Origin of the sequence: Microbacterium nymphoidis, from assembly GCF_021044885.1 — a bacterium.
GTDB lineage: Bacteria > Actinomycetota > Actinomycetes > Actinomycetales > Microbacteriaceae > Microbacterium > Microbacterium nymphoidis.
The window spans coordinates 234269-248831 of the sequence record NZ_JAJNOD010000002.1; the positions used below are offsets into that span (position 1 = coordinate 234269).

Genomic DNA, 14563 nt, shown 5'->3' on the forward strand with positions numbered 1-14563 from the left:
GGCCGTTGTCGGAGGTGCCGCGTAGCGTGAGCCTATGACCTTCTCGCCGCCGCGGACCCTGCCACGCAGGCCCGTCGCGGACCGGTCCGTACGCGTCCCCCCGCGCGTGGAGACACGCTATCGGCCGGCGCACGAGCTGGACCTGATGCGCACCGTGGGTTTTCATCGGCGTGGCGGAACCGACCCCACCATGCACATTGCGGGCGGAGTGATCTGGCGTGCCTTGCGCACATCGGCTGGACCCGCGGTCCTGGCACTGCGCCAGGGCGCCGACGGCGTCCTGGCTGCCGCGTGGGGGAGCGGCGCGGCGGAGGCGCTGGATACGGTGCCGCGTCTGTGCGGCGCGGAAGATCATCCGGAGCGCTTCGATCCCGGCGACAATCCGCTCATCGCCGAGGCCCACCGGCGCCACCCCGGTCTGCGCATCGGCTCCAGCGAAGGTCTGACCGAGGTCATCGTCAGTGCCGTGCTGGAGCAGAAGGTGACCGCCATGCAGGCATACGGCGCCTGGCGCTCCCTGGTCACGCGGTTCGGTGAGACGGTGCCGTCCCCGGCACCGCGTCCCCTGCGGGTGGCACCCACCTGGGACCAGTGGCGGCGGATCCCATCCTGGGCCTGGCATCGTGCGGGAGTCGAGCCCCCGCAATCGCGCACCATCGTGTCGGCCGCATCCCGCGGATCATCGCTGCTCGACGCGGTGCGCAACGCACCTGATGCAGCCGAACGAGAACGCGTCCTCACCTCGCTGACGGGAGTCGGCCCCTGGACGTCGGCCGAGATACGCATCCGGGCTTTCGGCGATCCCGACGCGGTCAGCGTCGGCGATTTCCACCTGGCCCATCACGTGGGTCATGCTCTGGCCGGCCGACGCACGGATGATGCCGGAATGCTGCGTCTTCTCGCGCCGTGGGCGGGACAGCGTCAGCGCGTGATCCGCCTGATCGGCGTGGCCGGTCTGGGCGAACCGCGGCGAGCACCCCGCCTGCATCCGGAGGATCACCGGGGCCGTTGACGGCGGTACCGATGAATCGGCCCGCGGCTCTTGCCGACGAGACGCCGCGGCTCCACACTGTCCTTCGTGCGCATCAGGTCGGTGCGCGGATGGGAGCCTCCTATGTCCACCCTCAACCCCTATCTCTCGTTCCACGACAATGCGCGCGAGGCGATGGAGTTCTACCAGAGCGTCTTCGGCGGGGACCTGCGGGTGATGACCTTCGCCGACATGGGCGGCATGGGGATGCCCGAGGCCGAACAGGGGCTGGTGATGCACTCCCAGCTCACCACGCCGGACGGGTTCGTCCTGATGGGATCCGACACCCCGAGCCACATGGGATGGGTGGCGCCGGCGGGAATCTCGGTCTCCGTGTCGGGGGCGGACGCCGATTCCCTGCGCAGGTACTGGGACGGCCTCGCCGACGGCGCGACCATCACGCAGCCGCTGGAGAAGGCGCCGTGGGGAGGCGAGTTCGGGATGCTCGTCGATCGCTACGGCATCAGCTGGATGGTCTCCATCGACGACGATTTCTGAGTCTCCGCCGCGCTTCCCGTGACGGTCGGTGCCCGCAGGCGCCGGCCGTTCAGCGTGTCCGGGCTGTTGTCGGCTCGCCGCCGCAGCAATGTCGGAGGCCCCTTCTACGGTGAAGACATGCGAATCCTGCACACCTCTGACTGGCACATCGGGCGTACCTTCCACGGCAACCCGACGCTGGCCGCGCTCGGTGAGGTGCTGGAGGCGCTGGTCGAGCAGGTCCGGGTCAACGAGGTCGATGTCGTCATCGTCGCCGGAGACGTCTTCGATTCGTCGACGCCGGCCGCTCCCGCCTACACCCTGCTCACCGACACGCTGCGCGCACTGGCTGACACAGGCGCATCGGTCATCGTCACCAGCGGAAACCACGACTCGGCGGCACGACTCGGATTCCAGTCGGCACTGCTTCGCGAGGGGATCCACGTGGTCACCGATCCGCTCGCGCTGGATCTTCCGCTCACCATCCGGGACGAGCACGGGGAAGTCGACTTCTACGGCATCCCGTATCTCGAGCCGACCATCGTGCGCAACACGTGGGAAGGGGCCGATCTACGTTCCCAGGCGCAGACGATCGGGCACGCGATGAGCCTCGTTCGTGCCTCCATCCAGCGCCGCGGCGTGAGGTCTGTCGCGATCGCGCACTGCTTCGCCGTCGGGGTGGAAGCCACGCCGGGTGTCGAGCGTGAGGTGCGACAGGGAAGCCTCGACATGGTGCCGTTGTCCGCCTTCGACGGGCCCGACTACGTGGCGCTCGGGCACATCCATGGCCGCCAGCAGCTCTCGGACCGCGTCCGCTACAGCGGCGCCCCGCTGCACTACAGCTTCGGGGAGCGTGACAAGCCGCGCGGCTCGTGGCTGGTGGATCTCGACGCGGAGGGCCTGGCACAGATCGAGTGGCTGCCGCTGCCCGTACCCCGGCGACTCGTCGTGCTGCGGGACACCCTCGAGGCCCTGCTGACCGATCCCGCCTACTCCGGAGTGGAAGACGCCTGGGTGTCGATCGAGTACACCGACCGCACACCGCAGCGGGACACCATGCGGCGACTGCAGCAGCGCTTTCCGTTCTGCGCGGTGGTTGTGCACGTGCCCCACGGTGCGAAGGTCCAGACGACGGCCACCTATCGTGACCGCCTGCGTACTGCCACCTCGGATGAGGAACGCATCGAGGCATTCCTCGTGCATGTCCGGGCGGAGGAGGGGGCCAGTGCGGCGGAACGCGCGCTGATCCGGGAGATCCTGGATGAGCACGCACGCGCCGAGGCGCTGGTATGAGACTCCACCGGCTGGAGATCGAGGGATTCGGCCCTTTTCGCGAACGGCAGTACGTCGACTTCGATGACTTCGCGGCGGATGGTCTCTTCCTGATCTCCGGTCGGACCGGTGCGGGCAAGTCCAGCATCCTGGACGCCATCACCTTCGCACTCTACGGCTCGATCCCGCGCTACTCCAGCGGTGAGAAGCGGCTGCGCAGCGACCACAGCGCACCCGAGGAGCCGACGGAGGTCGTGCTGGAGTTCAGCGCAGGAGAGCACCGCTACCGGGTGATCCGCAATCCGGAGTACCTCAAACCCAAGCAGCGCGGTGAGGGGATGACCACTCAGGCGGCCGCGGTGCAGCTGGCCCGCTGGGAGGATGGCGAGTGGCGCGGGATGTCGGCGCGCGCTCGCGACGTGGGAAACGACCTCGACGAGATCCTGCAGCTGTCCCGGGAGCAGTTCCTGCAGGTGATCCTGCTCGCACAGAACCGTTTTGCCGAGTTTCTGCTCGCCGGCAACGACGAACGGCGCAAAGTGCTGCAGACGCTGTTCGGCACGCGTCGGTTCCAGGACTACGCCGATGCCTTCGAGGCACGCCGACGAGCCGCGGAGGCCGAACTAGCCGGCCGAGGTACTGCGACGGATGCCCGGCTGGACGCGGCGGAGCGGATCATCCGCGATCTCGGTCTCGACGAGGAACCGGCCGGCACGGAGGCCACGCCGACGCCCGATGACGTGGCCGACGCCGGGGCCTCTGCGGCCGTCGAATGGTCGCCCGCGCCGGGTGCGACGGCCACGCCGCTGAGCCGTGCTGAACGTCTGGACGTGATCCGAGAAGCGCTGCCGCGCGCGGAGTACCGCCGAGACGTGGCCGCTGAAGAAGCCCAGCGGCTGGTGGCGGAGCAGGATCGACTCGCGAGCATCGCCGCCGAGCTGGAGGTGCAGCGCCAGGCACAGCGGCGCCGCGACGATACTCGCGTACAACTGGCGCGGGCGGAGTCGGCTGTGCCGGAGATGGAACAGGATCGCGCTCGACTGCTTGTGGCTCAGCGGGCGGAGGAGGCGCGCGCGACCCTGGACGCACTGGCGGCGGCGGAACGTCGGCAGCAGGACTGCGATGCCGCGGTGGTCGCCGCGCGCTCGCGCTGGCAGGTCGTGGCGGACGACGAGGCGAGCGGTGCCGCCTCGGCGGCGGAACAGACGGGGTTGGCAGCCGAAGGCGAAGCACTGCGGGCGACGGCATCGCGGGCGTCGGAGATGCTCGGAGCCCTGGCCCACGCGCACAAGCTCGAGCAGGAGGCCGATGAACTGGCCGCCCAGCAGCGTCGAGCTCACGAGGATCTGACGGGCGCCGACGAGCGGATCGCGCAGCTCACCGCCCGCCTCGCGGACATCCCCGGCGAACTGCAGCGGCTCGGCGAACGGCATACGGAGGCCGTGGCCGCCGCCGCCGCGCTCCCCGCGGCCCGAGCCGAACAGGAGCGTCTGGAAGCGGCCCTCACCGCGGCCCGCCTGGTCGACACGATCCGTCCGGAGCTTCGCAGCGCCGAGGAGGCGCAGGCAGCGGCCTCCGAAGCTCGCACCCGGACGAGCGCCGCACTCACGGAGCTGATGCGTCGCCGCCTCGACGGACACGCGTCCGAGCTCGCCCGCGATCTCCAGGACGGGCAGGCCTGTCCCGTGTGCGGCTCGCTCGATCACCCGGCACCGGCGCCCGATGACGGGACCCCCGTGTCGGAGGCGGACATCACGGCCGCGGAGGACGCCGCGGAGCGCGCCGCGACGGCTGCGCAGGCGGCGACCGACGCCGCACGCACGGTGCGAGACAGGCATTCTGCTGCGCTCGCCGCCGCCGGGGGACACGAGACTGCCGCTCTCCGGGAACTCGCCGCCGCTGCACGCACCGCCCGTGAGACGGCCGATGCGGCGCAAGCGCGTGCTGCCCAGCTCGCCGCGCAGATCCAGAACCTCACCGACGTCCGTAACGAACAGCAGGCCGCACTGGCAGATCTCATGCGGGAGCGGACCGAACTGCAGTCGGTCCGCAACGCCATCGACGAGCGGGCCCGCGCGGCGGTTGAGACGATCACCCAGGCGCGCGCCGGAGCGCACAGCGTGGCGGATCGGATCGTGCGGCTCACCGAGGTCCGAGATGCCGCCACGATCCTGGCGGACGCGCTCGATGACAGCGCCGAGCGGCGGGAGGCGCTCACGGAGGCACGCGCCGTCCTGGCGGACGTGCTCGAGCGCACGGGCATCGAATCGGCGGACGCTGCGCGCGCCGCCCTCCTCCCGCGCGCGGATCGTGACCGTCTCGAGGCGGCGCTGGCCGCCCACGACGCCGCACTCCGGGACCTGCGCGCGGTGCTCTTGCAAGCGGAGCTCGAGATGCTCCCGGAGGAGCCGATCGACGTGCAATCCGCGCACACCGCCGTGGCCGAGGCTCGGGCGGCGGCAGGGAGAGCCGCCGCCGAATCCGCTCGCGCGGAATCGGCCGTCCAGCAATTGGCGCGCGCCACGGAGGACGCCGCGGAAGCGCTCCGGGAGATGGGCGATGCGGAAGCGCAGCGCGCAGTGATCGTCCGCCTCGCCGACACCATCGCCGGTCGCGAGCCCAACACCCGCAAGATGTCCCTGGAGACCTTCGTGCTGGCCGCTGAGCTGGAGGACATCGTCGCTGCCGCCAATCTCCGCCTCGCCGAGATGTCCTCGGGCCGCTACACGCTCGCCCACACCGACGAACGGGCGGCGCGCAACGCCGCGTCAGGCCTGGGAATCGAGGTGGTCGATGCCCACACCGGCCGTTCGCGTCCGGCGACGTCGTTGTCCGGCGGAGAGACCTTCCTGGCGTCCCTGGCACTCGCACTCGGCCTGGCCGAGGTCGTCACCTCGCGAGCGGGCGGGGTGCAGCTGGACACGTTGTTCATCGACGAGGGCTTCGGCTCCCTGGATGTGGAGACGCTCGATGTGGCCATGCGCACACTGGACGAGCTGCGTCAGGGCGGTCGCACCGTCGGGGTGATCAGCCACGTGGAGGCGATGCAGGATCAGATTCCCGCACGGCTGCGCGTGAGCGTACGCTCGGATGGCTCCAGCGTGGTCTCTCGCGAGACCGGTGCCCCGCCCGTCTGACCTCCTCGCCGTCCGGGCCTCTCGCCGTCCGCGCTGCGTGCGCGTCCGAGACCGCACTCCCGTCTGCGCCCGTCTGCGCCCGTGTGCCCGTGTGCCCGTCTCCGCCCATGTGCCCGTGTGCCCGTGTGCCTGTGTGCCCGCCCGTGTGCCCGTGTGCCTGTGTGCTCGGCCCGCCTGTGCCCGCCGGTGTGGGCAAGCGCTCGGGAACGGGCGATACGGTGAGTGCATGAAGTCTTCGCTCGGAACCTGGATCACCGTGATCGTGGCGGTCGTGATCGCCTGGTTCCTCGTGAACGCGTTGTTCTCCCTCGCCTGGCTGATCGCGAAGATCGCCATCGTGGCGATCGTCGCGGTCGTGGTCTACGGCGTGATCCGCACGATCACCGCGCGCCGCGACGGCTGACCGCACGCGGGCCGATGTCCGAACCCCGCGATAGCGTCGTGGGCAGGAGGAAACATGCGAATTGCTGATGGCGGCCGGGTCATCTGGAGTGCGACCGATCTGAAGAAGGCTGCCGACTGCGAATTCGCCTGGGTGCGCGGCATCGACGCGAAGCTTGGGCGCATCGAGGCCATCGAGGAACCGGAAGACGCCATGATGCGTCGTGCCATCGAGCTCGGCCTGGCGCACGAGAAGCGCGTTCTGGCGGACTACCACCGTCGTTTCCCCGGCGCTGTGGTCGAGATCGAGGACGTCAGCCAGGGCGGTGCGGAGGATCGCGATGCGGCCTTCGCGCGTACGCTCGACGCGCTGCGCGGGACGGACGCGCAGGTGGTCTACCAGGGCGCGTTCACCGCCCCCGACTTCATCGGGTTCGCGGACTTCATCGTGCGCACCCCGGACGGCTGGCTCGTCCAGGACACCAAGCTCGCCCGCACAGCGCGCGTGACGGCGCTGATGCAGCTGGTCGCCTACGTCGACCGCCTGGAGGCCGAGGGCATCCCCGTCGCGCCCACCGTCGAGCTCATCCTCGGCACCGGCGAGATCAGCACGCACCGCATCGAGGACATCCGTCCCGTCTTCCGCCTTCGCCGCGAGCGGCTGCGGGCCCTGATCGCGGATCGCCAGGTGGCCGCAGGCACAGCGGTCGAGGCGGTGGCGTGGGCGGATGAGCGCGGCGAGCTGGGCCTCATCGCCTGCGGCCGCTGCGCCACCTGCGAGTCCGAGTCCGTCGCCCACCGGGATCTGCTGCTCGTGGCGGGCATGCGTCCGCAGCAGCGCCGCCGGCTCCGGGCCGCGGGCATCGTCACCATCGACGATCTCGCCGGGGCCGAGCACACCCCCGACGACATCGCGGCCGACGTGTTCCACGCGCTGCGGATCCAGGCGCAGCTTCAGCTGGCCAGCCCCGCCGGAGTGCCGGTGGTGGGGGAGGACGCACCGGCCCACCCGGTTCCCACCTACGAGGTGATCCTTCCCTCAGCGCTGGCCATCCTGCCGCCGGCGGATCCCGGCGACATGTTCTTCGACTTCGAAGGCGACCCCCTGTACACCGAGGGCGCTGGTGAGCACTGGGGGCTCGATTACCTGTTCGGCTGGGTCGATGACGCAGAGACATACTCGGCCATCTGGGCGCACGACTTCGCCGCCGAGCGGGCGGCGCTGGAGACGTTCCTGCGGACGGTCTCGCTGCTTCGTTCACAGCACCCCCAGATGCACATCTACCACTACGCTCCGTACGAGCCCACGCACCTGGCGGCCATGGCCGCCCGTCATGGGTTCGGTGAGGCCGAGGTGGATCGCCTCCTCGCAGAGGGCGTGTTCGTGGATCTGTATCCGATCGTCAAGCGCGCCGTGCGAGTGGGGTCCCGTTCCTACTCCATCAAGAAGCTCGAACCGCTCTACATGGGTGACGAGGTGCGCACTGCCGAAGTGCAGAAGGGTGACGAGTCGATCGAGCGGTACGTCGAGGCGCGCGCTCTCGCGGCAGACGGCCACACCGCAGCGGCGCAGGACATCCTCGACGATCTGGCCGACTACAACCGGTACGACTGCGTGTCCACTCGGCGCCTGCGGGACTGGTTGCGCGCCCGCGCCGCCGAGGCGGGAGTGGAGCCGGGCCAGCAGATCGAAGCGGAGACCAACGCCTACCACCCCTCGGAACGCTCCACCGCGCTGCTGCATGACGCCGAAGCACTCGCCGCACGCACCCCGGGAACGGAGCGCACGGCCGAGGAGACCGCGTTGCGGCTGGCGGCAGCTGCCATCGACTACCACCCGCGGGAGAGCCGCGCCTTCTGGGCGGGGCACTACCTGCGCCTGCGCGAACCGCTCTCCAGCTGGAACCAGGGACGAGACGTGCTCACCGTGGATCCCGCTCGCTCCTTCGTCGCCCAGCCCTGGTATCTGCCGGAGCGAGCCCACTCGCCCCAGCGCGAGGTCATGCTGCGTGGTGAGATCGCCCCGGGCTCGAGTCTGCGCGATGGCTCCGAGGTCTTCACGATCTATGAACGCCCCGTCCCGTTCCCTGCGCTGAAGTCCTCCCGCTGGATCAACGTTCCGGTGCCGGCGCGCATCATCGAGGTCCGCGACGACGGCCTCCTGGTCGCCGAGCGCGGGATGCCCGAGGTGGAGTGGGAGCGCGCGCCGATCGCCGTGGTCCCCGGCCCACCGCCGTCGACGAAGAACATCCAGGAGCGCATCGACCTCTGGGCCGACGGCGTGCTGCGCACCGCGCCCGCTCTGCCGCGCGATGCCGCCACCGATGTGCTGCTGCGCCGGCCGCCGCGCACTCGGTCAGGGCGGCTCACACCGTCCACCGGAGACGACGTCGCCGCTATCGTCGCGAGCATCCGTGACCTCGACTCCAGCTACGTGGCCGTGCAGGGTCCTCCCGGCACCGGGAAGACCTTCGTCGGCTCGCACGTGATCGCCCGTCTCGTTGCAGATCACGGCTATCGCATCGGCGTGGTGGCACAATCGCACGCCGTGGTGGAGAACCTGCTGACCCGCGTGGTGCAGGCGGGGCTTCCGATCGAGCGGGTGGGCAAGGCGAGCGCCGACAAAGACGCCGAGGACGAGCGCTTCACGCCAGTGCCGCGCGACCGCATCGCACAGTTCCGGGAGGAATTCGATCGGGAGGGGTTCGTGATCGGCGGCACCGCGTGGGACTTCTGCAACGGTCGTCGGGTGCCGCCCGGAAGCCTGGATCTGCTCGTCATCGACGAGGCGGGCCAGTACTCCCTCGCCAACACCATCGCCACCTCCGTGGCGGCGCGCGATCTCCTGCTGCTGGGCGACCCACAGCAGCTGCCACAGGTGAGCCAGGGAACGCATCCCGAGCCCGTGGACACCTCGGCACTCGGCTGGGTGATGGACGGCGACGACGTCATCCGGCCGGAGTTCGGCTACTTCCTCGAACACACCTGGCGCATGCGCCCCGAGGTCGCCGACGTGGTCTCCGCGCTGTCCTATGAGGGCAAGCTCACCGCAGCCGCCGCAGCTCTCGAGCGCACGATCGAGGGCATCGAGCCCGGCGTGCACGCCCTCACCGTCGATCATCGCGGCAATACCTCGCACAGCGACGCCGAGGCCGCGCGCGTGGTGGACCTGGTGCAGGACCTGATCGGGCGGGATTTCGATCCCGGTGAGGGCGCCGCTGTGCGTCCGCTCGAGGCGTCCGACATCATCGTGGTCACCCCGTACAACGCCCAGCAGCAGACCGTGCGCGAGGCGCTCGTCGCTGCGGGTTTCGCCGAGACCCCGGTCGGCACGGTGGACAAGTTCCAGGGACAGGAAGCGGCGGTGGCGGTCGTCTCCCTGGCTGCGTCGAGCGCACGTGAAGCTCCGCGTGGCCTGGAGTTCCTCCTGCTGGAGAACCGCCTCAACGTGGCCATCTCCCGCGCACAGGTCGCCGCGTACGTCCTGTACGCGCCCGGCCTGCTCGATGATCTGCCTCGCACACCGGCGGGCGTGGCCCGGCTCTCCGCGTTCACCCGCATGGTCGGTGCTGAGCCTGCCGGCGAGTGACACCGACGGCTCAGCGGCGCGAACCGCTGCCGCGGCGGCACCACTGAGGCGCGTGCCGGTTCGGTTGGGCCTAACCTGCTGATATGTCGATCAACACACCGCTTCGCCGACCCCGCGACGGCCGATGGGTCGGAGGCGTCTGCCTTGGCGTCGCCGAGCACTTCAACCTCGATGTGACGCTCGTGCGCGTGCTCACCGTCCTGCTCGGAGTCTCCCTCATCGCCTACCTCGTCGCCTGGGCGCTGATCCCCTCCGAGTGACGCGGACACATCCCGAAACGCGAATCGCCCCGCTCAGACAGCGGGGCGATTCGTGCAAGAAATCCGGGATCAGACCGTGCCGTACAGGCGATCGCCCGCATCGCCGAGGCCCGGGACGATGTAGCCGTGCTCGTCGAGACGCTCATCCAGCGCACCCAGCACCAGCGTGACATCACGGCCCGCCACCTGCTTCTCGATCGCCGCAACGCCCTCCGGGGCGCCCAGGATGCACACCGCGGTCACGTCCTGCGCACCGCGCTGGAACAGGAAGTCGATGGCGGCACCGAGCGAGCCGCCCGTCGCCAGCATCGGATCCAGCACGAAGCACTGGCGCGCGCTTAGGTCCTCGGGCAGCCGCTCCGCGTAGGTCTGCGGCTCCAGGGTCTCCTCGTTGCGTGCCATGCCGAGGAAGCCGACCTCTGCGGTCGGGATCATCGTAGTCATGCCCTCGAGCATGCCGAGACCGGCGCGGAGGATCGGCACGATGAGCGGACGCGGCTCCGAGATGCGCACACCCGTGGTCGTGGTGACCGGGGTCTGGATCTCGTACGGCGTGACCCGGACGTTCCGTGTGGCCTCGTAGGCCAGCAGCGTCATCAGCTCGCTGGTGAGCTGACGGAACACGGGCGACGGCGTGTTCTTGTCACGCAGCACCGTGAGCTTGTGGGTGATCAAGGGGTGATCGGCGACGTGAACACGCATGAGGTACAGAATATCCGCTCGAACGGTCCCACGCTGTGCGGTCGTCGTGCGCGAGAACGCGCGGGTGCTCAGCGACGGCCGCGGAAGAACTCCTGCAGCAGCGCGACCGCATCGGCCTCGCGGACGCCGCCGACCACTTCGGCACGGACTGGAAGACGGCGGTCGCGCAGCACGTCGTAGACCGAGCCGGCCGCACCCGCCTTGTCATCCCACGCGCCGAAGATGACCCGTGAGACACGCGCCTGCAGCGCGGCGCCGGCGCACATCACGCACGGCTCCATCGTGACCACCAGCGTGGTGTCCTGGAGGTTCCAGGATCCGATCGTGCGGGCCGCCGCGCGCATCGCGACGACCTCCGCATGGCCGGTGGGATCGGCCGTCTCCTCGCGGTCATTTCGTCCGAGGCCCAGCACGTCGCCGTCGCGGCCCAGCACCACGGCGCCCACCGGGATCTCGCCGGCCGCGCCCGCCTCGGCCGCGAGGCCCAGCGCCCGGGCCATCGCGGCGTCCTCTGCCGGGGTCGTGAGCATGTCAGTGCCCGGATGTGCGAGCCAGATCCGGGTTCTCACCGGCCGAGGGGATGGACGATCCCCGCCCCGCGATGCGACGCACCAGCATGACCACGGCCACCACGATCAGACCGATCACGAGCCCCGCAACGGCGGAGATGGCGGTGTCCGCGATCCACACGATCACGCCGCCGAGCGGAGCCAGGGCGTGCTCGACGAGGTGGAGCAGATCCGCCGGCGGGTGGAAGCCGACCTCGCCCAGGTTGGCGATCACGAGGTGACCTCCCACCCACAGCATCGCCACCGTGCCGATGACGCTGATGACGCGGAACACGGCCGGCATCGAGCGGACGATGCGCGTTCCGGTGTGACGCACGCGCTTCTCGTCGCTGCGGACCATCCGCAGGCCGATGTCATCGAGCTTGACCAGGAGCGCAACGGCGCCGTACACGACGCCCGTCATCAGGAGTGCGATGACCACGAGGGCGGCCAGCTCCATCCAGAAACCGAGGTGCTCAGGCAGGTTCGACAGCGAGATCAGCATGATCTCGGTGGACAGGATGAGGTCGGTGCGGATGGCGCCCCACACCAGCTTGTTCTCGTTGCGGTCTTCGGCTTCCTCGTCGCCATGGTGGCCCACACCGAACCACTCCAGCACCTTCTCCGCGCCTTCGAAGCACAGGAACGTCCCACCGATGATCAGCAGCCAGGGCAGGATCCACGGGGCGAACTGGGTCAGCACCAGCGCGATTGGGATGATGATCACGAACTTGTTCGCGATCGAGCCCAGCGCGATCTTTCCCACCACGGGCAGCTCACGGGCGGGCGTGATGCCCTGCACGTACTGCGGGGTGACCGCGGCGTCGTCGATCACGACTCCCGCGGACTTCGCTGACGCCTTCAGCGCCGCGCTCAGGATGTCATCGACGACTGCCAGCAGACCAACGGACATGAATCCCCCTCGAACGCCGTGTGATCGTCCGGCGACCCAGCGATTCTATCGGTCACCCACGTCGGCGGTGGTGAGAGCGATCAGTCCGCCGACTTCAGGACGATGACCTCGGTGGGAGGCCCGCCCACCGGGACGTAGTCGATGCGCGACAGCAGTGCGGCGCGGAAGTCCTCCGGCTCCTCCAGGTGCGGGCAGTGGCCCACGGCGGGGAAGAGCGCGTCGAGGACGTGACCACCCGCGGCCGAGTACGCGTCGAGCACGTCCTTGGTCTGCGTCACCATCGGCTGTGCGGGGGCGGCATCCTCGCCCGGCCAGCCGTCGATGTCACCGTTGCGTCCTCGCACGTTGGTGTCGAAGGCGGATTCGTCTGAGATGATGATGTCGCGTCCGCCGTGCACCCACAGGATCGGGGGCTTGTGCGGCAGATCGACGATGGCGGAGACGTCGAAGTACCGCGGAGACAGCGCATTGAGCACGCCCGTGGTGCCCGGTGCGAATCCGGGCCATGAGGACGACGGGCTCGTGGCGCCGGGGAACGCGTCATCGCCCACCGCCGTGGTGAGCATCGACTCGACCCAGACGTCCTCGTTGCGCGAGACGTAGCCGGTGGCGAGGAAGACCGAGCGGAACACGGACCGCGGTGACGTGGCCACCTCCGCCGTCTCGTCCTCCTCGGCGATCCGGGCGACGAAGTCGGGATCGGCCACGCCCGCTCCCGTCCCGGCGGCGTCCTCTGTGAGGAGCGAGCCGTCGCGGCGGGTGCCCCCGAAACCATACGGGGAGACCGGGGATTCCAGCGTCAGCGACAGCACCGGGTGATCGAGCGCGTACTGCAGGACGACACCGCCGCCCAGACCCCAGCCCACCAGGTGCACGGCGCCGAGCTGCAGCGCCTGGAGAGCATCGTGAAGGTCATCGGCGAAGTCGCGGACACCGCGTGTCGCATCCACGCCGAGGCGTTCGGAGCGGCCGTGGCCGCGCAGGTCCACGGCGATGAGCCGGAGATCGCGGGGGAGGGCGAGCATCGTCTTCTGCCACATCTCCGCGGAGCCGACCACGTTGTGCACGAAGACGATCGTCCGGTCCGCTGGTGCATCCGGCGAGTCCCCGGCGCGCTCGAGCACTCCGACGGCCAGGCGGGGCGTCTGCACCACTCGGGCTGTGATTCCGTCGAAGAGCGTCATGATCATCCTTTGCTCGCCGCGCTTCGCTGCGCGTTTGCCATCGGTTCTCTGATGATAAGCACGCCACCTGGACGGGCGGGGTGCATCGGCTGCGGGTCGCGAGCTCAACCTCGTCCGCGGGGCGGGAGACGTATCGTCGCCGGCTCGGAGACCGGCCCAGGAATGCGACATCGTGACGGGACGCGGGCCGGTCCTCGCCCGCTGCTCCGACGTAGGATGGCGGCATGAGCGCACCGGTTCCGTCCCCGTCCATCGCGATCCTCGGAGCAGGCTCGATGGGCGGTGCGATCCTGCAGGGCCTCGTCGCCGGGGGCGTCCGCGGGATCAGCGTGACGAACCGCACGGCGGACAAGGCCGCAGCGCTTGCCGAACTCGACGGGGTGCACTCCATCGCGCTCGCGGACCAGCCTGACGGGAACCGGACCGCCGCACGCGGTGCGCAGATCGTCGTGATCGGCGTCAAGCCGGCCATGGTGGCCGACCTCCTGCGCGAGATCGCCGACGATCTGGATCCCGACGCCGTGGTGGTGAGCCTCGCGGCAGGCACCACGATCGCCACCATGGAACAGGCGCTTGGAGGCACCCGTCGCATCCTCCGCGCCATGCCGAACACCCCCGCGGTGGTTGGCAAGGCCGTCACCGGCATCGCCGCGAACGCCCACGCCTCGGCCCAGGACGTCGCCGCCGTACGCCGGCTGTTCGAGTACGTCGGCACGGTCATCGAGACCGACGAAGCGGGAATCGACCCTCTGTCGACGATCTCCGGATCCGGACCCGCGTACGTCTTCCTGCTCATCGAGGAGTTCACGAAGGCCGCGGTCGGCAAGGGGTTCAGTCAGGCCGATGCCCGTGTCATGGCCGAGCAGACCTTCATCGGGGCGGCGGCACTGCTCGACGCGAGCGGCGAGGATCCCGCGGAGCTTCGCCGGCGCGTGACCAGCCCGAAGGGCACCACCGAACGCGCCGTGGGGGTCCTGCAGGAGGCGCGCCTCGACGAGGTGTTCGTCCGTGCCACGGACGCCGCGCTGGCGCGTGCGAAGGAGCTCGCGGCCGGAGCGTGAGCGGCGGCC

12 protein-coding genes are annotated in these 14563 nt (G+C 69.9%); 8 read left to right on the forward strand and 4 right to left on the reverse strand.

The annotated features are described in order from the left end of the window. Positions 1-34: 34 nt before the first annotated feature. The 7 genes from LQ566_RS10335 (at position 35) to LQ566_RS10365 (ending at position 10146) form a co-directional block, all read left to right on the forward strand. Positions 35-1012, forward strand: coding sequence for a DNA-3-methyladenine glycosylase family protein (locus LQ566_RS10335; protein ID WP_231091601.1), 978 nt, complete (start codon positions 35-37; stop codon positions 1010-1012). 102 nt (positions 1013-1114) lie between these two features. After that, on the forward strand, positions 1115-1528 hold the full coding sequence (locus LQ566_RS10340) for a VOC family protein (RefSeq protein ID WP_231091602.1): 414 nt from the start codon (positions 1115-1117) through the stop codon (positions 1526-1528). A gap of 117 nt (positions 1529-1645) precedes the next feature. Then, on the forward strand, positions 1646-2800 hold the full coding sequence (locus LQ566_RS10345) for an exonuclease SbcCD subunit D (protein WP_231091603.1): 1155 nt from the start codon (positions 1646-1648) through the stop codon (positions 2798-2800). Beyond that, positions 2797-5916: an AAA family ATPase gene (locus LQ566_RS10350; RefSeq protein WP_231091604.1), complete on the forward strand. Its 3120-nt coding sequence runs from the start codon at positions 2797-2799 to the stop codon at positions 5914-5916. Before LQ566_RS10345 ends, LQ566_RS10350 begins: the two co-directional genes overlap by 4 nt. 226 nt (positions 5917-6142) lie before the next feature. Next, complete coding sequence (locus LQ566_RS10355; protein ID WP_231091605.1) at positions 6143-6319, forward strand: hypothetical protein; 177 nt, start codon at positions 6143-6145, stop codon at positions 6317-6319. Between the two features lie 54 nt (positions 6320-6373). After that, positions 6374-9886 carry a TM0106 family RecB-like putative nuclease gene (locus LQ566_RS10360; RefSeq protein WP_231091606.1) on the forward strand — a complete coding sequence of 1171 codons (3513 nt, stop codon included), beginning with the start codon at positions 6374-6376 and terminating at the stop codon, positions 9884-9886. An 83-nt stretch (positions 9887-9969) separates the two neighbouring features. Beyond that, the gene (locus LQ566_RS10365) at positions 9970-10146 is read left to right on the forward strand and encodes a PspC domain-containing protein (protein WP_231091607.1); all 177 of its coding nucleotides are present in this window, start codon (positions 9970-9972) and stop codon (positions 10144-10146) included. A 69-nt stretch (positions 10147-10215) separates the two neighbouring features. Here the strand turns inward: LQ566_RS10365 and upp are convergent, their stop codons facing one another. The 4 genes from upp to LQ566_RS10385 all read right to left on the reverse strand — a co-directional run bounded on the left by upp (position 10216) and on the right by LQ566_RS10385 (position 13493). Continuing rightward, the gene (gene upp, locus LQ566_RS10370) at positions 10216-10848 is read right to left on the reverse strand and encodes a uracil phosphoribosyltransferase (RefSeq protein ID WP_231091608.1); all 633 of its coding nucleotides are present in this window, start codon (positions 10846-10848) and stop codon (positions 10216-10218) included. 68 nt (positions 10849-10916) lie between these two features. Continuing rightward, positions 10917-11378: a nucleoside deaminase gene (locus LQ566_RS10375; protein WP_231091609.1), complete on the reverse strand. Its 462-nt coding sequence runs from the start codon at positions 11376-11378 to the stop codon at positions 10917-10919. Between the two features lies 1 nt (position 11379). Then, positions 11380-12309: a DUF808 domain-containing protein gene (locus tag LQ566_RS10380; protein ID WP_231091610.1), complete on the reverse strand. Its 930-nt coding sequence runs from the start codon at positions 12307-12309 to the stop codon at positions 11380-11382. An 80-nt stretch (positions 12310-12389) separates the two neighbouring features. Further along, positions 12390-13493 (reverse strand): alpha/beta fold hydrolase, encoded by a 1104-nt coding sequence (locus LQ566_RS10385; RefSeq protein WP_231091611.1) that lies wholly within the window; start codon positions 13491-13493, stop codon positions 12390-12392. Positions 13494-13717: 224 nt separating this feature from the next. On the opposite strand from LQ566_RS10385, the gene proC reads away from it, so the two are divergent. Then, entirely contained in the window at positions 13718-14554 is an 837-nt protein-coding gene (gene proC / locus LQ566_RS10390; protein ID WP_231091612.1) for a pyrroline-5-carboxylate reductase, read from the forward strand. The last annotated feature ends 9 nt before the right edge of the window (positions 14555-14563 follow it).

What these genes read in the sequence shown, in the direction of transcription:
- LQ566_RS10385 (WP_231091611.1), bottom strand. Translation starts at nt 13,493, where the DNA reads ATGACGCTCTTCGACGGAATCACAGCCCGAGTGGTGCAGACGCCCCGC.
- proC (WP_231091612.1), top strand. Translation starts at nt 13,718, where the DNA reads ATGAGCGCACCGGTTCCGTCCCCGTCCATCGCGATCCTCGGAGCAGGC.
- LQ566_RS10345 (WP_231091603.1), top strand. Translation starts at nt 1,646, where the DNA reads ATGCGAATCCTGCACACCTCTGACTGGCACATCGGGCGTACCTTCCAC.
- LQ566_RS10355 (WP_231091605.1), top strand. Translation starts at nt 6,143, where the DNA reads ATGAAGTCTTCGCTCGGAACCTGGATCACCGTGATCGTGGCGGTCGTG.
- LQ566_RS10360 (WP_231091606.1), top strand. Translation starts at nt 6,374, where the DNA reads ATGCGAATTGCTGATGGCGGCCGGGTCATCTGGAGTGCGACCGATCTG.
- LQ566_RS10375 (WP_231091609.1), bottom strand. Translation starts at nt 11,378, where the DNA reads ATGCTCACGACCCCGGCAGAGGACGCCGCGATGGCCCGGGCGCTGGGC.
- LQ566_RS10365 (WP_231091607.1), top strand. Translation starts at nt 9,970, where the DNA reads ATGTCGATCAACACACCGCTTCGCCGACCCCGCGACGGCCGATGGGTC.
- LQ566_RS10350 (WP_231091604.1), top strand. Translation starts at nt 2,797, where the DNA reads ATGAGACTCCACCGGCTGGAGATCGAGGGATTCGGCCCTTTTCGCGAA.
- upp (WP_231091608.1), bottom strand. Translation starts at nt 10,848, where the DNA reads ATGCGTGTTCACGTCGCCGATCACCCCTTGATCACCCACAAGCTCACG.
- LQ566_RS10335 (WP_231091601.1), top strand. Translation starts at nt 35, where the DNA reads ATGACCTTCTCGCCGCCGCGGACCCTGCCACGCAGGCCCGTCGCGGAC.
- LQ566_RS10340 (WP_231091602.1), top strand. Translation starts at nt 1,115, where the DNA reads ATGTCCACCCTCAACCCCTATCTCTCGTTCCACGACAATGCGCGCGAG.
- LQ566_RS10380 (WP_231091610.1), bottom strand. Translation starts at nt 12,309, where the DNA reads ATGTCCGTTGGTCTGCTGGCAGTCGTCGATGACATCCTGAGCGCGGCG.